This window comes from Pseudarthrobacter phenanthrenivorans (genome assembly GCF_036455295.1).
GTDB lineage: Bacteria > Actinomycetota > Actinomycetes > Actinomycetales > Micrococcaceae > Arthrobacter > Arthrobacter phenanthrenivorans_C.
This window is the reverse complement of the sequence record NZ_JAYXNX010000004.1, coordinates 32,249-48,112: the sequence shown is the minus strand read 5'-3', so window position 1 is coordinate 48,112 and position 15,864 is coordinate 32,249. Positions and strand designations below refer to the sequence as shown.

Here is a 15,864-nt window from a genome sequence, read left to right as displayed (position 1 = left end):
TGCGCAGATACAGCTGTACGTGCTTCTCTCATCCAGACTTTAACTGTCGGTACCGGAATTTCACCGGTTCAACCGTCCGCCGGAATCCCCATGAAGAGGACACCGGCTCGCGGGTCGCGGACTGTCACCGCCGGTTCGGACTTACACCGACCCCGGAGCACGTATGTGTGTTTTGTTATTGTGCCATAACCGGCACGAGGTCCCGGTTATTCCGTCGCCGCACGTAACGTCCGGCTGCCCTCGCTGCGCAGCAGGTCGATGGCCGCCGCCGGATCGTCAGCACCGTAAACAGCAGAGCCCGCCACAAAGACATTGGCACCGGCCTCGGCGGCGCGGGTAATGGTTTCTTCGGTGATGCCGCCGTCCACCTGGATGGCCACACCCAGCCCGGAGCCGTCCACGGCAGCCCGCGCACGGCGGATTTTGGGCAGGGTGATGTCCAGGAACGCCTGGCCGCCGAACCCCGGTTCCACGGTCATGATGAGCAACATGTCCAGTTCAGGCAACATGTCCAGGTAGGGCTCAACCGGAGTTGCGGGGCGGAGGGCCATCCCGGCTTTTGAACCCCTGCTGCGCAGTTCCCTGGCGAGCTTGATGGGTGCAATCGACGCTTCGGCATGGAAGGTGACCGAGGCCAGGCCGGCATCGGCGAACCCGGGCGCCCACCGGTCAGCATCGGCAATCATGAGGTGGGCGTCGAGCGGAACAGGGCTGACTGCCTGGATCCGCTGCACCACGGGCAGCCCAATGGTCAGGTTAGGGACGAAATGGTTGTCCATGACATCCACGTGCACGGCGTCGGCGTTGCTGATCCGCTGCAGTTCTGCTTCAAGGTTGACGAAGTCGGCGGAGAGGATGCTCGGGTTGATGCAGCATTGCGTCACGGATGTGCCTTTCGCTGAAGGTGCGGGTGTCTTACGGACGAAGCGCATTCCTGCGCAGGACCGCTTTGGTCAGGACTTCTTTTTGATGAGCGCCAGGAACATGGCATCCGTGTGGTGGATGTGGGGCCAGAGCTGTGCCGTCGACTCATGGCCGGCGCCGAGGCTTCCCGTCAGGCTGACCGCATCCAGGGCCGCCCCGGCGTCGATGAGTTCCAGGTCATCCCGCTTGCGCAGGACGTCGGCCACAACCGCGGTGGTTTCCGCCGGATGGGGCGAGCAGGTCACGTAGGCCACTACTCCCCCGGGCCGCACTGCTGCCAGGGCGGAGCCCAAAAGTTCGCGCTGCAGAGGCCCAAGGTCCGCAATATCCTTGGGCGAGCGCCGCCACCGGGACTCCGGCCTGCGCCTGAGCGCTCCGAGGCCGGTACAGGGAACATCGGCCAGCACGCGGTCGAACCCTTCCGGCTGTTCGGCGCCCACGTCCCGGCCGTCGCCGGTACGGACCTGCCAGCTGCCGCCAGGGACAGCAGACAGTGCCTGGCTGACGAGCTTGGCGCGGTGCGGAGCAGGCTCATTGGCGAGGAGCGTTGCACCGCGCTGGTGCGCCAGGGCACCGAGGAGCGCCGCTTTCCCGCCGGGGCCGGCACAGAGATCGAGCCAGGCCTCGCCCGCACCGGATGCCTCGGCGTCAGCACCGGTCCGCTCTGAGGCCGGGCCCAAATCCACGGCGGCCAGCGCCCTGGCCACCAGCTGGGAACCAACGTCCTGCACCCGCGTGGTGCCGGCGCGTACGGACGCCATCCGGCCCAGATCCCCGCCGCTGGAGAGTGCGGATCCTTCCACCAGCTCTCCTGGAGTGGCGCCGTTGTCCAGTGCTTCGTCCAGGCTGCCAAGGCCGGGCAGGGCCACCAGGTTGACCACCGGGGCCGCATTGTCCGCTTCCAGCAGGCTGTCGATCTCTGCTGCAGGCCGGCCGTGCGCCACCAGCGACTGCCGCATGGCGCGAACGATCCATTCAGGGTGGGCATACCGGAGTGAGGCAACCTTCGTCGCGTCGGTTTCGCCCTCCACCAGCAGGTCCAGCCATTCCTCAAGGGTCCGGGCGGCCACTTTGCGGAGGACGGCGTTGATCAGGGCAGAGGGGCCGGCACCGATGACGGCCCGTGCCAGCCCTACCGTCTGGTCCAGTGCCGCGTGCGCCGGAACCCGCATGGCCAGCAACTGGTGCGCACCAATACGCAGGGCGTCGAGAACGGCAGGGTCCAGCTGGGCCAGAGGCCGGTCCACGCAGCGCGCCAGGATGGCGTCGTACGTGCCCTGCCCACGCAAGGCTCCATAGCTCAGCTCGGTGGCGAAGCCGGCATCCCGCTTGTCCAGGCGGTGGTGCCGGATCCGCGCGGGCAGCACCAGGTTGGCATAGGCGTCCTCCTCCGCCACCGCGCGCAGCACTTCGAAAGCCACCAGGCGGGCGGGATCGGCACGCCGGGTCCGCTGCGACGGCGCCTGCTCCGTGAAATTCTGCTGCGGGCCCCGGTTGCGCTCCCGTCCCTTGGCGTTGCGCTTGCTGGCATCCCGTGGTCCGCCATTGCCGCGTCCGCTGCCCGCCTGTCCGCCGTGGCCGCTCTTCCCGGCGCTGCCCCGTCCCCCGGCACTGCCACGTCCGCCTGCGTTGCCGCCGGACCCGCTCATTCGAACACCACACTCTCCAGAGAATTCATACCGCGTGCCCAATCGGCTGCAGCCATCATCTTTTTCCCGGCGGGCTGGACCCGGGTGAGTTCCACCGCATGTGATCCCGTCCCTACCAGCACGCTTTTCCCCTGCAACTGCACGGCGCCGGGGGCAAGTTCGGAAACGTCCGGCCGGAGCAGGACAGGCTCGAGCTTCAACCGCTGCCCGTCCAGCAGCGTCCAGGCGCCGGGTTCCGGGGTAACACCACGGGCCTGCCTGGCGATGGCAAGTGCAGGGTGGGACCAGTTGAGGTGGCCGTCCTCCAGGGTCAGTTTCGGTGCGAGCGATACCTCGCCGGACTGCGGCTGCGGCGACGCTTTCCCGGCCTGGATCGCCGACAACGTCTGAGCCAGCAGGACCGCACCACTGTGGGAGAGCCGCTCCAGCAGATCGCCCGCAGTGTCCCGGGGTTTAACCGCTTCCGTCAGGGTGCCAAAGACCGGACCAGTGTCCAGTCCCTCCTCGAGCCGGAAGGTGACGGCACCGGTGACGTCGTCGCCGGCCATGACGGACCGCTGAACGGGGGCCGCCCCGCGCCAGGCGGGCAGCAAAGAGAAATGCAGGTTGACCCAGCCGTGCCGCGGTATGCCCAAGGCTGCGGGCGGCACCAGTCCCCCGTAGGCCACGATGGCGGCCACGTCCGGCTGGACAGCGGAGATTTTGGCGACCGCCTCAGCATCGACGCGCGCGGCGCGGATAACCTCAATGTCCAGTTCCGCAGCGCGCCGGGCAACCGGTGACGGCGTCAACACCCGTTTCCGGCCTACGGGGGCATCGGGACGGGTCAGGACTGCGACGACGTCGAATCCTGCTTCGACGAGGGCATCCAGGGACGGGACAGCGACGGCGGGAGTCCCCGCGAAAAGGACCCTCACCCGGCTGCGCCGAAGCTGGAGCCGGGGGCGCTGCCGCCACCAAAGCTGGCGCCGCCGAAACTCGACCCCACGCTCTTGGCACGTTTGGCGGTGGTGCGTTCGGTGACGGCGTCGTAATTGGCATTGCGGATGGACCGCAGCGCCGCCTTCCGGTCCTCGCCCTCCAGGCGGTCGGTGTAGAGAATGCCGTCCAGGTGGTCGTTCTCATGCTGGAAGCAGCGGGCCAGCAGCCCTTCCCCCTCGATGGAGACCGGGTTGCCGTGCATGTCCACCCCGGTGACCTTCGTGGTGCGGAAGCGGCGGACCGGGAAACCGAGGCCCGGAATGGAGAGGCAGCCTTCCACGTGGTCCGGCTGGTAGTCCCCGCTGTTCTCCAGGACAGGGTTGATGATGTGCCCTTCCACACCGTCGATGCGGTAGGTAAAGACGCGCTTGCTGACCCCGATCTGGGGCGCGGCAAGGCCCGCGCCGTCCACATCCTCCATGGTCTCGGTCATGTCGGCGACCAGTTTGGCAAGCTCGGGTCCGAATTCCGTCACGGGATCGGCGACTGTGCGCAGCACAGGATCCCCGATGATGCGGATATTCAGAATAGCCATGCGCTGTTTGTCCTCACGGTTGGTGGCAAAGGGAACCTATCCAGTTTAGGTGCAGTCACCCCGGCTGGACCGACCTAGGCGGTGCGGGCCTGTGCCAGCGGCGGAGGGGCAATGGGCAGCAGGGCCGTGCCGGCACTGACGGTGTCCGCGGACAGCTCCCAGACGCGGCGCAGTGCGCAGAACTTCCACCAGTGGTGCTTGAGGACCTCGGGGTTGGCGCGGACTGGCCGGACCTCCGTCTCGCCGATGGCAACGGCCAGCAGGACCGGGTTTTCCCCGTACTTCCACGGTTCCCACGTTCCGGCCTCCGGGTCCACCAGGCTTTCCTCGGCCTTCATGCCGGCCACCAGTTGCATGACCACCTTGTCGTCCAGGGGCTTCACCAGCCCGTCCCGGGTGGTGCCCTTGGTTTTGTAGTCGATCAGGCAGATGCGGCCGTTGATCCGTGCCACGAGGTCAAGGGTTCCCGCATAGCCCACGGAGTTGTTCCAAACAGTTATTTCCGGGGCGATGGGCTCAACCCTGAAAAGCTCCCACCATTCGTCGAAACGGACGGCGAAGGCTTCCTCTCCGTTGGCGCCGAGCGCTTCCCGGGCTTCCTTCATGGCGTGGGGGCGCCCCAAAGCACGCAACGCCACCTGCTCGCAGTAGTAATGCACCCGGTCCCCGCGCCGGGCGGCGTCGTCCCGGTAGGTTTCGGCAGCCTTGGCCGCACGGTTGATGGCCTGTTTGATCTTCGCGGGGCTGCCCAGGCAGTCCGACAGCAGGGGGTCGTTGGCCAGGCTGCTTGCCCCCATGTAGCCGAACCAGCCGTCGAGGCCGTGTGGCTGCTGGCTGATGACCGTAGTGATGGACGGTACGGAGAACTGCTCAGACGTTGACCGTGCGTACATCCGGCCGTATTCGGTGGCGTGGGCGAGAAGCGGATCAGTCATGGAAAAGACTCTTTCACAGGGGGCCGACAAAAGCTCCGGAGGCAGGAGCTGCACACAAAAAAAGGTCCGTTTCCGCTGCTGATGAGCGGAAACGGACCTCTGCGGTGGGCGATACTGGGTTCGAACCAGTGACCTCTTCGGTGTGAACGAAGCGCGCTACCACTGCGCCAATCGCCCCGATGCATTTGAATGCTAGCCCACCTCTGCCCCAATTCAAAAATCGGACATTCCGCAGCCGGCAGCGCTGCCTGGAAGCGGGCCGCGGGACGCGGAACCGCCTGGACCGGCCCCTTTAAGCCCCCTCGCCGCCGTCGCGAATTACACGTCTGTAACTTGGCAGAACCCGCGTGAATGCTGGGAAGCAGGCGGGTTGACGGTTCCCCGGGCCGGCCCGATTTGGAGATTCCCGGAACCTCCTATATTGTTTTTACTCGTTGGAACGCGAGGAAATGCCGGAAACGGCAAGGATTCAACCCTCCAAAATGCGGACGTAGCTCAGCTGGTAGAGCACCACCTTGCCAAGGTGGATGTCGCGAGTTCGAATCTCGTCGTCCGCTCGCAGGACACTGTCACAGCAAACATTCTTCGGAATTGACGCTAACACGGTGGGTTGGCCGAGAGGCGAGGCAGCGGCCTGCAAAGCCGTATACACGGGTTCGAATCCCGTACCCACCTCGGTGAAAACCATGGTTTCCGGATCTTTCGGATTCAATGGGCGATTGGCGCAGCGGTAGCGCGCTTCCCTGACACGGAAGAGGTCACTGGTTCGATCCCAGTATCGCCCACTGGCAAGGCACCTAGCCCGCAGTACCCCGGTGCACCGGGACCACCTGCACGCGGACGTAGCTCAGCTGGGAGAGCACCAGCTTCCCAATGTGGATGGCGCGAGTTCGCATCTCCTCCTCCGCTCTCTTTTATCGCACGTCACGGTCGTCCGGGTCCGGGCGATTGGCGCAGCGGTAGCGCGCTGCCCTGACACGGAAGAGGTCACTGGTTCGATCCCAGTATCGCCCACTGGCAAGGCAACTTGCCCGCAGTACCCCGGTTCACCGGGACAACCTGCACGCGGACGTAGCTCAGCTGGTAGAGCACCACCTTGCCAAGGTGGTGGTCTACCAGCTGAGCTACGTCCGCGTGCAGGTGGTCCCGGTGCACCGGGGTACTGCGGGCTAGTTGCCTTGCCAGTGGGCGATACTGGGATCGACCCAGTGACCTCTTCCGTGTCAGGGAAGCGCGCGACCGCTGCGCCAATCGCCCGGAACCGGACGACCGGTAAGTGGGATAATAGAGAGCGGACGACGAGATTCGAACTCGCGACATCCACCTTGCCAAGGTGGATGTCGCGAGTTCGAATCTCGTCGTCCGCTCTCTTTTATCCCACTTACCGGTCTTCCGGTTCCGGGCGATTGGCGCAGCGGTAGCGCGCTTCCCTGACACGGAAGAGGTCACTGGTTCGATCCCAGTATCGCCCACACGAACAGCAGCTCTCCGGAGCTGCTTTTTTGTTGCCCGGACATCCGCTCCCGGCGAACGGATTTCCCTTGGCACGCCTGCAGCCCCCCGATAGGATCGAATGCGCGAGGAGCGACCTGGCTCCGCGACAGAAGGGAGGTGCCCGTGGGTTTGATTGACGATCTAAAGGGCAAGGCTCAGGGTCTCATCCACGGCAACGAGCAGGCCATCAAGGACGGCATCACCAAGGCCGGCGATTTCGTCGACACCAGGACCGGCGGCAAGTACGCGGGACACGTCGACAAGATCCAGGATGGCGCTTCCAAGCTCATTGACAGGAACGGAACCCCGGGCCAGGCACCTGCCGCCGGACCGGTTCCCCCGGCAGTTCCTGGAAATCCGGTTCCGCCGGTTGACAGGGTTCCGTAGAGGATTTGGCCAGGGCATTGCCCCAGCACGTCAACGGGGCGCGGGTCCCGCCGGGAGGCGGCGCCCGCGCCTTTGGCGTTTAAAGGGCGGCACAATGCACGACGGCGGCCGTCCCAATTCCCGCTTCCCGCAGGCACCCCGATAACCTGCCGGTATGCCCAACTCCCCCGCACCGTCACGGACAGACAAGGCCGGAGCGCCCCGGATCGATTCCCGCCCGGTCATTGCCGGAAGCGTCACCGCGCTGGTGGGCTTCACCTCCTCATTCGCCGTAGTGCTGGCCGGGCTCCGGGCGGTTGGTGCCGATGCCGGCCAGGCCGCGTCCGGCCTGCTGGCACTGACCCTCGCCGTCGGACTCGGCGTCCTGCTGCTCGCATGGCGCTCCAAAGTTCCGGTGACTTTGGCCTGGTCCACCCCCGGCGCGGCACTGCTTGCGGCGTCGGGAATGCCCGACGGCGGGTGGCCGGCCGCCGTCGGCGCCTTCCTTGCAACGGGGCTGCTGCTGGCCCTGGCCGGCCTGGTGCCGGCGCTCGGCCGGCTGATGGCCCGCATTCCGTCGTCGCTGGCCCAGGCGATGCTTGCCGGGGTACTGCTGCAGCTGTGCCTGGCCCCGTTCAAGGCCCTGGGTACGGTCCCCCTGTTCGTGGCGCCGGTCATTCTTTGCTGGCTGGTGATGATGAAGTTCGCTCCGCGGTGGGCTGTCCCCGGGGCCTTGCTGGTGGCTTTGGCCGTCATCGGAACGTCGCTCGCATCGGCGGGGACAACTGTTGAGCCTGCAGCCCTGGTGCCCGCCCTCGCCTGGACCACACCCGCGTTCACCCTGCAGGCCGTTGCGGGAATCGCCATTCCCCTGTTCGTGGTGACCATGGCCTCGCAAAATGTTCCGGGCGTAGCCGTCCTCCGGTCGTTTGGATACGAAACTCCGTGGCGACCGGCGATGCTGGTCACCGGGGCAGGAACGGTCCTGGGGGCACCCTTCGGCGGCCACGCCATCAATCTTGCGGCACTCAGCGCGGCCTTGGCCGCAGGAGAGGAAGCCGGCGCGGACAGGGGCAGGCGGTGGGTGGCCGGCTTTACCTCCGGCCTGGCCTACCTGGTGCTGGCCGCCTTCTCCACGGCCCTGGTATCGGTGGTCAGCCAGGCCCAGGCAGGAATGCTTGAGGCCGTGGCCGGGCTGGCCCTGTTGGGAACCCTCGCCGCGGCGGTCTCGGCCGCCCTGGCAGACCCGGAAGACCGCATCGCGCCCGCCGTCACCTTCCTGATGGCGGCTTCGGGCCTCGCTTTCGCCGGCGTCGGCTCGGCGTTCTGGGCGCTCCTCGCCGGGCTGGCAGTGCGGTTTGTGCTGAAGCCGCGGGCAGCGTGAGGTGCAGGGATTCCGTTACGACGGTTCGTGGTTCTGGCCCTCACGGGCCAGTGCGGTGAGGCGGGAAACGGCACGGAAGTACTTCTTCATGTAACCGCCGGCCATCATTTCCTCGGTGAACAGTTTGTCGAAGGGGACACCGCTGGCCAGGATGGGAACGTCCTTGTCGTAGAGCCGGTCCGCCAGGACCACAAAGCGCAGCGCCACCGCCTGTTCGTTGATGGTTTCCACGTTGCGCCACACCACAGCGTCGATGCCATCGATCAACTGCCGGTACCGGCTGGGGTGCACGCCGGCGAGGTGATGGATCAGGGTGGAGAACTCGTCCTGGGCCACCGTCTTGCCGTCGAACTCGGCCTTCATGTGGGAACTGAGTTCGCTGTTCTTCAGCGGCTGGGGCGCGGCGGGGAGGCCGCGGTGACGGTAGTCCTCACCGTCGATGCGGATGACGTCGAACTGGTCCGCCAGGACCTGGATCTCGCGCTGGAAATCGACGGCGGCAAAGCGGCCCTCCCCGAGCGAGCCCGGGAGCGTATTGGAGGTGGCGGCGAGCTTGACGCCGGCGTCCGAGAGTTCGCGCATGAGACGGGACATCAGGACCGTGTCCCCGGGATCGTCCAGTTCAAATTCGTCGATGCAGACCAGCTTGTAGGTGCTCAGTGCCTCCACGGTCTTCCGGAAGGACAGCGCACCCACCAGGTTGGTGTACTCCACGAACGTACCGAAGGCTTTGGGGCCCGGGGAGGCGTGCCAGAGGGACGCCAGCAGGTGGGTCTTGCCCACGCCGAAGCCGCCGTCCAGGTAGATCCCGGCCCGGGATTCGTCTTTCTTCCCAAACAGCTTCCTGAAGAGGCCGCCCCCGTTACCCGACCCCACGCCGTCGGCAAATGCTTCAAGGGCACGTACGGCCGCAGCCTGGCTGGGCTGCTTGGGGTCCGGGCGGTAGCTCGAAAAGGAAACCTCCCCGAACCGCGGAGACGGAAAGAAGCCTTTGAGGAGTTCATCCACCGAAACTGCCGGAGTGCGGGCGGCAAGCTGTTCGATCTGTACCAAGGTGGTCCGTTCTGCTGGTGGTTGGTCCCCAGAAAGGATACCGGCAATGCGCGGCCTCCCCCTTCCGGGCGACCGCCTTCTGCCGTCCGCGTGACCAAGGCAACATTTCGTCCTATTAACGGAATACGGACAACGCGACGGGCGCTGGTTAGGGTGGGAAGAGGTTCCAATGCCGGTTCCACGGTTTCCCGTGCTCTGAATGAAAGGCCAAACCATGCCCTACCCGGTTGAACAGAATGAGAAGTTCGCAGCCTACGCCCACCCCGAGCGGCTCGTTTCCACTGAGTGGCTCGCGGCTGCCATCGAGAACGGCGCGGTGGCAAACGGCGAGCTGGTGGTTGTGGAGTCCGACGAGGACGTGCTGCTGTACGAGACGGGCCACATTCCCGGTGCCGTCAAGATCGACTGGCATACGGACCTGAACGATGAGGTTTCCCGCGACTACGTTGACGGCGCGGCCTTCGCGAAGCTGGCGGAGTCGAAAGGCATCTCCCGTGACAGCACCGTGGTCATCTACGGTGACAAGTCCAACTGGTGGGCCGCCTACGCCCTGTGGGTCTTCACCCTTTTCGGCCACCAGGACGTCCGGCTGCTGGACGGCGGCCGGGACAAGTGGGTTGCCGAGGGCCGTGAACTGACGAAGGACAGGCCCGCCCCCGCCGCCGGCAACTATCCGGTGGTGGAGCGCGACGACGCCCCCATCCGCGCGTTCAAGGACGACGTCCTTGCCCACCTGGGCAAGCCGCTCATCGACGTCCGCTCCCCCGAGGAATACACGGGCCAGCGCACCCACATGCCGGCCTACCCGGAAGAGGGCGCCCTGCGCGGCGGCCACATCCCCACCGCCGCCTCCATCCCGTGGGCCCGCGCCGCTGCCGAGGACGGAACGTTCCGCAGCAGGGATGAGCTGGAGGCGATCTACCTGGGCGAGGCCGGGTTGACCGAAGGTGACGACGTCGTTGCCTACTGCCGCATCGGCGAGCGTTCCAGCCACACCTGGTTTGCACTCAAGTACCTCCTGGGCTTCGAATCCGTGCGCAATTACGACGGTTCCTGGACCGAGTGGGGCAACGCCGTCCGGGTCCCCATCGTCAAGGGCGCCGAGCGGGGTTCGGTTCCCGTTGCCGTCGGAGCCTGACGCAGGCCTGCCCCGCGTAGACTTGGAACGATGACTACTCAAGCTTTGCCGTCCGCCCTGGCGGCCATCGTGGACGATTTCCAGGCCCTGTCCGAGCCCGAAAGACTGCAGCTGCTGCTGGAGTTCTCCGAAGGGCTGCCGGAACTTCCGGACCGGCTCAAGGACCATCCCGAGCTCCTTGAGCAGGTGGTGGAGTGCCAGTCGCCGCTGTTCCTCACCATCGAGACTGGGAACCACGACGACGGCGCCGTCCACCTGTTCTTCAAGGCACCCGCCGAGGCACCCACCACGCGGGGGTTTGCGGGGGTGCTGCACGAGGGCCTGGACGGCTTGACCGCGGACGAGATCCTCGCCGTGCCGGACGACATGCCGGAACTGCTGGGACTCACCCGGGCCATTACGCCCCTGCGCATGCGCGGCATGACCGCCATGCTGGGCCGCATCAAGCGCAAGGTCGCCGCGTCCCGCAGCCAGGCCTGATCCCGCCTTCATGGCACGCAGGAACAGCACCCAGGGAACCCCGGCCACAGCGGTCCTCACCGCCGCCGGGGTTCCCTTTGTGCTTCACCCCTACACCCACGATCCGTCCGCCGCGAGTTACGGCGCCGAGGCTGCTGAAGCCCTGGGCATCGATCCGGCCCGCGTCTTCAAGACGCTGATGGTGGAGGTTGAGGGCAGGCTCGCGGTCGGCATCGTTCCGGTGAGCGGCACGCTGGACCTGAAGGCCATGGCCGCTGCGCTTGGATCCAAAAAGGCTGCGATGGCCGATCCCGCCGCGGCCCAGCGGCGCACCGGCTACGTGCTCGGCGGCATTTCCCCGCTCGGCCAGCGCCAGCCGTCCCCCACCGTGCTGGATTCCAGCGCCCTGGAACTTGGCACGCTATTGGTGTCGGGCGGCAGGCGGGGCCTGGACATTGAACTCGCCCCGGCTGACCTGGTCCGGCTGACGGACGCCGTCGCGGCGCCCATCAGCTCACTGACGGCCGGGTAGACCTCCGCGGTTCGCAGAGTTTTCAGGGCTATTGGCACGGCCGGTGAAATTGTCCATGGTCCGGTTGACTCCGAGGACGTCCAGGAGCCGGTCAAAGGCGTCGACCGGAAGGATGCGGAGGACCGGCAGCAGGTTCACGAGCGGCGGCAGGACCAGCTTTCGTCGGCCGGCCTCGATGGCATCGAGGACCTTGGTTGCCACGTCCTCTTCCTGGAGGATCGGGAGGAGCATGGGCCAGCGGGTCTGGACGCCGTCGAACATCCCCGTGTCGATGTAATACGGGCAGACCACCAGCGTGTTGACGCCGAGTTTGGCGGCACGGACCTCGGCGCGGAGCGACTCGTTGAAGCCGAATGCGGCGAATTTGCTGGCGGAGTAGTCGGTCTGCCGCGCGACCCCCACCAGCGCGGCGGCGCTGGCAACGGTGACCACGGTTCCGTGGCGCCGGCCTGCCATCCCGGCGAGGAAAGCACGCGTTACCCAATACAGGGCCATGACATTGACGTTCATGGTCCGTTCGATGGCCTCATCGGTGGCATCAAGGAGCGGTTGGCCGCTGACCACCCCGGCGTTGTTGATCAGGACGTCCACGGGGCCGGCCGCGGCGGCGGCAGCAGCCACCGCTTCCTTGTCGGTAACGTCCACGGCCTGGGCCTCGGCTGACCCTCCGGCAGCCCTGATCTCGCCGCAGACCGCTGCGCCGGCTTCAGCATTCACATCCCAGATGACCACGCGGCTTCCGCGCCGTGCCGCTCCCAGCGCCATGCGCCGGCCCAGACCGCTTCCACCGCCCGTGACCAACAGCGTTGCACCGGAAAGACGGGTTCCTCTGGCCATATCAGTTCTCCTGTAGTTGGTGCGACAGGGGCAGGTGTGATTACCGGCCCCGGGGAAGACGGCCCATCAGGGTGATGGCGCCCTTCATGATGCGTGAATAGGTGCGGTTGGACATGCCCGGCGCAGGCGCCACCCGCAGCAGCCTCTGCACGGCAATGGTCTGCGGTTCGGTGTACTTCAGGATGCCTTCCCGGCCGTGGCGCCGGCCGGCGCCGGAGTCCTTCATTCCGCCGATGGGCGCGTCATGGGATGCCCAGGTGGCGGCGTAGCCTTCGTTGACGTTGACGGTGCCGGTACGGAGCCGGCGCGCAACAGCCTCCCCGCGCCGGGCGGACCAGACGCTGGCGTTCAGCCCGAAGTCGGAGTCGTTGGCCAGGGCTACGGCTTCGTCGTCGTCGGCTGCCCGGTACACGGCAACCACCGGCCCGAACGTCTCCTCCCGGGCAAGGAGCATGTCCGCCGTAACTCCTGCCAGGACCGTTGGTTCGTAAAACAAGGGCCCCAGGTCCGGCCGCCGCCGTCCGCCGGCCAGCAGCTGCGCCCCTTTGGCCAGGGCGTCCTGGACGTGGCGGTCCACCCGCTCCACCTGGGCAGCGCTGATCAGGGAACCCATGCCGATGTCCCAGTCCGGGCCCGGACCCATCCGGATCCGCTTTACCTCCGCAGTAAAGGCCGCCAGGAAGCTGTCGTAAACGTCGGCGTTCACGTAGATCCGTTCGATGCTGACGCACAGCTGGCCGGAGTTGGAGAAGCAGGCGTGCACCGCGCCGCTGGCCGCCTTGCCCACCTGGGCATCAGCCAGCACCAGCATGGGGTTCTTGCCGCCGAGTTCGGCGGAGAACCCGATCAGCCGTTCGCCGCACTGGCGGGCCACGGTTTTGCCTGTTTGGGAGGACCCTGTGAACATCAGGAAGTCGACGCGCTCGATCAGGGCCGGACCTATCGCAGTGCCGGGGCCGGTGACGATCTGGAACAGCTCCGTGGGAAGGCCTGCCTGCCGGAGCAGCTTGAGCATCAGCAGGGCGGTAAAGGGCGTCTGCGAATCCGGCTTCAGGACGATGCTGTTTCCCGCCAGGAGCGCGGGAATCGCGTCGGAAACAGCGAGGGTCAGGGGATAGTTCCAGGGGCTGATGACGCCCACCACTCCCCTGGGCCCCCGGTACTCGGTGGCACGGGTGAGCACGGGGGCCGCGCCCTTTCGGCGGCGTGGCCGCAGATACCGGCCGGCATTCCGCTCGTAGTAGTCGGCCGTCAGCACAACGTCGGCGAACTCTTCGAAGGCGCTGAGCCGGGATTTGCCGCTCTCCGCCTGGACCAGGTCCAGAATGTCCTGTTCCCGGTCCAGCAGCAGTCCACGGAAGCGGCGAATCACGGCCCCGCGTTCAGCGACGGGCAAACCTGCCCAGTGCCGCTGGGCCACGCGGGCGCGGGCTACGGCAGAGTCCACGTCGTCGGTGGTGCAGACAGGCACTTCGCCTACCAGCGAGCCATCGAAGGGAGCGTTGGACGCCTGGGTTGGCCGCCCTGCTGCCGCGGCCACCAGTTCCGGAAGGCCCGTTGCCAGGTCGCGGCCCCGGTCGGTTACCGTCGCTCCCCCATGCCGTAGCGCCATGTCATGCCCCCGCGGGGGTTTGCCGGGCCGGGCTGCCCGGCACGAGCCCGGCGCCCGGGTTGAGGCGTGGGGCAAGCTGCTGCCGGAGCCACGCCTTCACGAGGCGCTCCCATCGTTCGGGGTCCACGTTCCACTCCTTGGTGTGCCGCGCGTGGTTGAAGGTTTCGAACGTCACCATATCCGGGTTGCGTTCGGCGAGCAGCGCGGAAGGCCCGTACGGCACGTACTCGTCGTCGACGCTGTGGATGATGAGTGTAGGCGTCCGCAGCTCCACAGCCCGGGACACCCAATCCATGACTTTGAGGTCCACCGGGGCCGAGAGGCCGGTGAGCCGGCGTCCCAGCGGGTGGCCCAGCATTAGTTGCCCGTACCGGCCCACGAGCGACGGGATGCGGTTCAGCTGCGCGTGGTGTGCCAGCACCGTGACCCAGTCGGTGACCGGCGCATCGAGCACCATGGCCCGGATGAGATGGCGGTGGCGGGAAAGGTCCGCCGTCTGCAGGCAGATGGCGCCCCCCATGGACCAGCCAAAGAGGACAATCTCTTCGGCTCCGTGGGCCAGCGCGTACTCGATGGCGGCTTCAATGTCCTGCCACTCCGTTGACCCCAAACCATACCGCCCATCGTCGGCCGACGGCGCCAGTCCGTCGTTCCGGTAGGACACCAGGAGGCTGGTCAGACCCAGTTCCAGGGCCGGCCCCACAGCGCGGAGTGCCTCCTGCCTGGTAGCCCCGCGCCCGTGCACCATGATGGCCCATGTCCGTGCGGTGCCCTTTGCCCGGACCAGCCACGCGGGCGCTTCGCCGCGCTCCACGGGGATCATCACGTCCTCCGCAGGAAGTCCGACGGCGGCCGGGTCAGGATACGTGGCCCCGCTCCACCATCCCCAGCGTGCCGTAGAGAGGTCGCCGCTGTAGACCGCCTCAACTTCGCGCAGGACTGTCCGTTCGGCAGGCGAGTAGGAAATGATGCGTCCGATCCGCGCGTGCCCTTTGCCGCCGTCGAAAAAGAACCCGTAAACCCCGTCCACGGTGGTGTCCTCATTGGCAGCAAAGATCACCTGCTGCTTCTGCCCGTCCCGGATGACGGCCAGCACTTCCTTGTCCGCGGCCCGCTGCCGGGCCGGAGTGATGACGCGCCGCGCAAAATAGACGGCGAGCGCCGAGGAACCCATTCCCAACAGGCTCGCCACCGAACCGCCGGCGATCGCCCCGCCAACGGCCCACTTTGCCCCGGGCGACATCACGCCTGAATCCCTGGTGGGTGCAGTCATTGCAGGGCGCGCTCGCCGGAAAGGTGCCATGGCACTATTCTTACCGGCCGACCCCCCGATGCCCGCATTCCCGGGCGCTTCCGGCACGTCGCCGCGCCGTCTGCCGCCAGTGTCCCAGGCGTACCGTGGAGGCAGCTCCGGGCGCTAGGCTAAGGCCATGAGTGATCCCATCGTCATCCTGACCGAAGAACCCCTGGGCGCGGACGACCGCGTGAACATTGAACGGCTGGTGGATGGGACAGACAGCCGCCTGCTGGTCCTGGTGCCGGCAAACACCGAGCGGCACCTGCTGGTGGATTTCCTGGAGAACCTGTCCATGCTGGACGTTGCCAAGGCGTTCCGCGAACTGGCCGACCGAAACCCGGACGTGGCCGCTGAGCGCGCCCATGCGGACGAGACCCTTGCCGCCTCACTCGCTGCGCTGGGGGGGCTGGGCTCCGGTGTAACGGGACAGGTAGTGGAGGGCAAGGCGGTGGACAGCCTTGTGGCCAAGGTCAGGGAAACAGGAGCCGGCCAGGCCGTGGTCATCACGCGGCCGCATGCCGTGTCGGACACGTTCCACACCGACTGGGCCAACAAGGCACAGGACCAGCTTGGCGTCCCCGTTCTCCACCTGTATGCCGGCTCGGGATTTATCGGCGACTCCTGAGCGTTGGGAATGCTATGAGCATCTTTGGAAACAGCATCTTCGG

Annotated in this window: 15 protein-coding genes, 9 tRNA genes and 1 riboswitch; of the genes, 11 read left to right on the top strand and 13 right to left on the bottom strand. The window is 66.6% G+C overall.

The annotated features are described in order from the left end of the window. Nucleotides 1–15: 15 nt before the first annotated feature. A riboswitch (FMN riboswitch) is annotated at nucleotides 16–165 on the bottom strand. 41 nt (nucleotides 166–206) lie between these two features. From rpe to VXJ37_RS06275, 6 genes are all read right to left on the bottom strand, one after another. Continuing rightward, nucleotides 207–884, bottom strand: a complete 678-nt coding sequence (gene rpe, locus VXJ37_RS06300; RefSeq protein WP_331322202.1) for a ribulose-phosphate 3-epimerase — start codon at nucleotides 882–884, stop codon at nucleotides 207–209. A gap of 69 nt (nucleotides 885–953) precedes the next feature. Beyond that, nucleotides 954–2,573 carry an RsmB/NOP family class I SAM-dependent RNA methyltransferase gene (locus VXJ37_RS06295; protein ID WP_331322201.1) on the bottom strand — a complete coding sequence of 540 codons (1,620 nt, stop codon included), beginning with the start codon at nucleotides 2,571–2,573 and terminating at the stop codon, nucleotides 954–956. Continuing rightward, nucleotides 2,570–3,490, bottom strand: a complete 921-nt coding sequence (gene fmt / locus VXJ37_RS06290; RefSeq protein WP_331322200.1) for a methionyl-tRNA formyltransferase — start codon at nucleotides 3,488–3,490, stop codon at nucleotides 2,570–2,572. Before fmt ends, VXJ37_RS06295 begins: the two co-directional genes overlap by 4 nt. After that, the gene (def, locus tag VXJ37_RS06285) at nucleotides 3,487–4,089 is read right to left on the bottom strand and encodes a peptide deformylase (RefSeq protein WP_331322199.1); all 603 of its coding nucleotides are present in this window, start codon (nucleotides 4,087–4,089) and stop codon (nucleotides 3,487–3,489) included. Before def ends, fmt begins: the two co-directional genes overlap by 4 nt. Before the next feature lie 74 nt (nucleotides 4,090–4,163). Further along, nucleotides 4,164–5,024, bottom strand: a complete 861-nt coding sequence (locus VXJ37_RS06280; RefSeq protein WP_331322198.1) for a cytochrome — start codon at nucleotides 5,022–5,024, stop codon at nucleotides 4,164–4,166. 105 nt (nucleotides 5,025–5,129) lie between these two features. Further along, a tRNA-Val gene (locus VXJ37_RS06275) sits at nucleotides 5,130–5,201 on the bottom strand. A gap of 307 nt (nucleotides 5,202–5,508) precedes the next feature. Between VXJ37_RS06275 and VXJ37_RS06270 the strand changes: the two genes are divergently transcribed. From VXJ37_RS06270 to VXJ37_RS06255, 4 genes are all read left to right on the top strand, one after another. Continuing rightward, a tRNA-Gly gene (locus VXJ37_RS06270) sits at nucleotides 5,509–5,581 on the top strand. Nucleotides 5,582–5,628: 47 nt separating this feature from the next. After that, nucleotides 5,629–5,699 (top strand) — tRNA-Cys (locus VXJ37_RS06265). Nucleotides 5,700–5,737: 38 nt separating this feature from the next. Further along, nucleotides 5,738–5,809, top strand: a tRNA-Val gene (locus VXJ37_RS06260). A gap of 157 nt (nucleotides 5,810–5,966) precedes the next feature. Continuing rightward, nucleotides 5,967–6,038 (top strand) — tRNA-Val (locus VXJ37_RS06255). 50 nt (nucleotides 6,039–6,088) lie between these two features. Here the strand turns inward: VXJ37_RS06255 and VXJ37_RS06250 are convergent. From VXJ37_RS06250 to VXJ37_RS06240, 3 genes are all read right to left on the bottom strand, one after another. Further along, nucleotides 6,089–6,158 (bottom strand) — tRNA-Ala (locus tag VXJ37_RS06250). Between the two features lie 51 nt (nucleotides 6,159–6,209). Further along, nucleotides 6,210–6,281, bottom strand: a tRNA-Val gene (locus VXJ37_RS06245). Between the two features lie 33 nt (nucleotides 6,282–6,314). Further along, nucleotides 6,315–6,390, bottom strand: a tRNA-OTHER gene (locus VXJ37_RS06240). Between the two features lie 34 nt (nucleotides 6,391–6,424). Between VXJ37_RS06240 and VXJ37_RS06235 the strand changes: the two genes are divergently transcribed. The 3 genes from VXJ37_RS06235 to VXJ37_RS06225 all read left to right on the top strand — a co-directional run bounded on the left by VXJ37_RS06235 (nucleotide 6,425) and on the right by VXJ37_RS06225 (nucleotide 8,268). After that, a tRNA-Val gene (locus tag VXJ37_RS06235) sits at nucleotides 6,425–6,496 on the top strand. Nucleotides 6,497–6,641: 145 nt separating this feature from the next. Continuing rightward, nucleotides 6,642–6,905 carry an antitoxin gene (locus VXJ37_RS06230; protein WP_331322197.1) on the top strand — a complete coding sequence of 88 codons (264 nt, stop codon included), beginning with the start codon at nucleotides 6,642–6,644 and terminating at the stop codon, nucleotides 6,903–6,905. A gap of 154 nt (nucleotides 6,906–7,059) precedes the next feature. Continuing rightward, the gene (locus VXJ37_RS06225) at nucleotides 7,060–8,268 is read left to right on the top strand and encodes a benzoate/H(+) symporter BenE family transporter (protein ID WP_331322195.1); all 1,209 of its coding nucleotides are present in this window, start codon (nucleotides 7,060–7,062) and stop codon (nucleotides 8,266–8,268) included. A 15-nt stretch (nucleotides 8,269–8,283) separates the two neighbouring features. Here the strand turns inward: VXJ37_RS06225 and zapE are convergent, their stop codons facing one another. Further along, nucleotides 8,284–9,321, bottom strand: coding sequence for a cell division protein ZapE (zapE, locus tag VXJ37_RS06220; RefSeq protein WP_331322194.1), 1,038 nt, complete (start codon nucleotides 9,319–9,321; stop codon nucleotides 8,284–8,286). Nucleotides 9,322–9,535: 214 nt separating this feature from the next. On the opposite strand from zapE, the gene VXJ37_RS06215 reads away from it, so the two are divergent. The 3 genes from VXJ37_RS06215 to ybaK are packed head-to-tail and all read left to right on the top strand — an operon-like array spanning nucleotide 9,536 to nucleotide 11,450. Further along, the gene (locus tag VXJ37_RS06215; protein ID WP_331322192.1) at nucleotides 9,536–10,459 is read left to right on the top strand and encodes a sulfurtransferase; all 924 of its coding nucleotides are present in this window, start codon (nucleotides 9,536–9,538) and stop codon (nucleotides 10,457–10,459) included. Nucleotides 10,460–10,489: 30 nt separating this feature from the next. After that, nucleotides 10,490–10,939, top strand: a complete 450-nt coding sequence (locus tag VXJ37_RS06210) for a SufE family protein (RefSeq protein ID WP_331322191.1) — start codon at nucleotides 10,490–10,492, stop codon at nucleotides 10,937–10,939. Nucleotides 10,940–10,949: 10 nt separating this feature from the next. Continuing rightward, complete coding sequence (gene ybaK / locus VXJ37_RS06205) at nucleotides 10,950–11,450, top strand: Cys-tRNA(Pro) deacylase (protein ID WP_331322190.1); 501 nt, start codon at nucleotides 10,950–10,952, stop codon at nucleotides 11,448–11,450. Here the strand turns inward: ybaK and VXJ37_RS06200 are convergent. The 3 genes from VXJ37_RS06200 to VXJ37_RS06190 are packed head-to-tail and all read right to left on the bottom strand — an operon-like array spanning nucleotide 11,433 to nucleotide 15,172. Further along, nucleotides 11,433–12,287 (bottom strand): SDR family oxidoreductase, encoded by an 855-nt coding sequence (locus tag VXJ37_RS06200; protein WP_331322189.1) that lies wholly within the window; start codon nucleotides 12,285–12,287, stop codon nucleotides 11,433–11,435. The two genes, ybaK and VXJ37_RS06200, sit on opposite strands and share 18 nt — an antisense overlap. Nucleotides 12,288–12,327: 40 nt before the next feature. Beyond that, nucleotides 12,328–13,899: a succinic semialdehyde dehydrogenase gene (locus tag VXJ37_RS06195; protein WP_331322188.1), complete on the bottom strand. Its 1,572-nt coding sequence runs from the start codon at nucleotides 13,897–13,899 to the stop codon at nucleotides 12,328–12,330. A gap of 1 nt (nucleotide 13,900) precedes the next feature. Continuing rightward, nucleotides 13,901–15,172, bottom strand: a complete 1,272-nt coding sequence (locus VXJ37_RS06190) for an alpha/beta hydrolase family protein (protein ID WP_331322187.1) — start codon at nucleotides 15,170–15,172, stop codon at nucleotides 13,901–13,903. 157 nt (nucleotides 15,173–15,329) lie between these two features. Between VXJ37_RS06190 and VXJ37_RS06185 the strand changes: the two genes are divergently transcribed. Further along, nucleotides 15,330–15,821, top strand: a complete 492-nt coding sequence (locus VXJ37_RS06185) for a hypothetical protein (RefSeq protein WP_331322186.1) — start codon at nucleotides 15,330–15,332, stop codon at nucleotides 15,819–15,821. The last annotated feature ends 43 nt before the right edge of the window (nucleotides 15,822–15,864 follow it).

Bases quoted from the DNA above. Each gene is read 5' to 3' on its own strand.
- VXJ37_RS06295 (WP_331322201.1), bottom strand. From the start codon at position 2,573: ATGAGCGGGTCCGGCGGCAACGCAGGCGGACGTGGCAGTGCCGGGGGA.
- def (WP_331322199.1), bottom strand. From the start codon at position 4,089: ATGGCTATTCTGAATATCCGCATCATCGGGGATCCTGTGCTGCGCACA.
- VXJ37_RS06280 (WP_331322198.1), bottom strand. From the start codon at position 5,024: ATGACTGATCCGCTTCTCGCCCACGCCACCGAATACGGCCGGATGTAC.
- VXJ37_RS06225 (WP_331322195.1), top strand. From the start codon at position 7,060: ATGCCCAACTCCCCCGCACCGTCACGGACAGACAAGGCCGGAGCGCCC.
- VXJ37_RS06215 (WP_331322192.1), top strand. From the start codon at position 9,536: ATGCCCTACCCGGTTGAACAGAATGAGAAGTTCGCAGCCTACGCCCAC.
- VXJ37_RS06210 (WP_331322191.1), top strand. From the start codon at position 10,490: ATGACTACTCAAGCTTTGCCGTCCGCCCTGGCGGCCATCGTGGACGAT.
- ybaK (WP_331322190.1), top strand. From the start codon at position 10,950: ATGGCACGCAGGAACAGCACCCAGGGAACCCCGGCCACAGCGGTCCTC.
- VXJ37_RS06200 (WP_331322189.1), bottom strand. From the start codon at position 12,287: ATGGCCAGAGGAACCCGTCTTTCCGGTGCAACGCTGTTGGTCACGGGC.
- VXJ37_RS06195 (WP_331322188.1), bottom strand. From the start codon at position 13,899: ATGGCGCTACGGCATGGGGGAGCGACGGTAACCGACCGGGGCCGCGAC.
- VXJ37_RS06190 (WP_331322187.1), bottom strand. From the start codon at position 15,172: ATGACTGCACCCACCAGGGATTCAGGCGTGATGTCGCCCGGGGCAAAG.
- VXJ37_RS06185 (WP_331322186.1), top strand. From the start codon at position 15,330: ATGAGTGATCCCATCGTCATCCTGACCGAAGAACCCCTGGGCGCGGAC.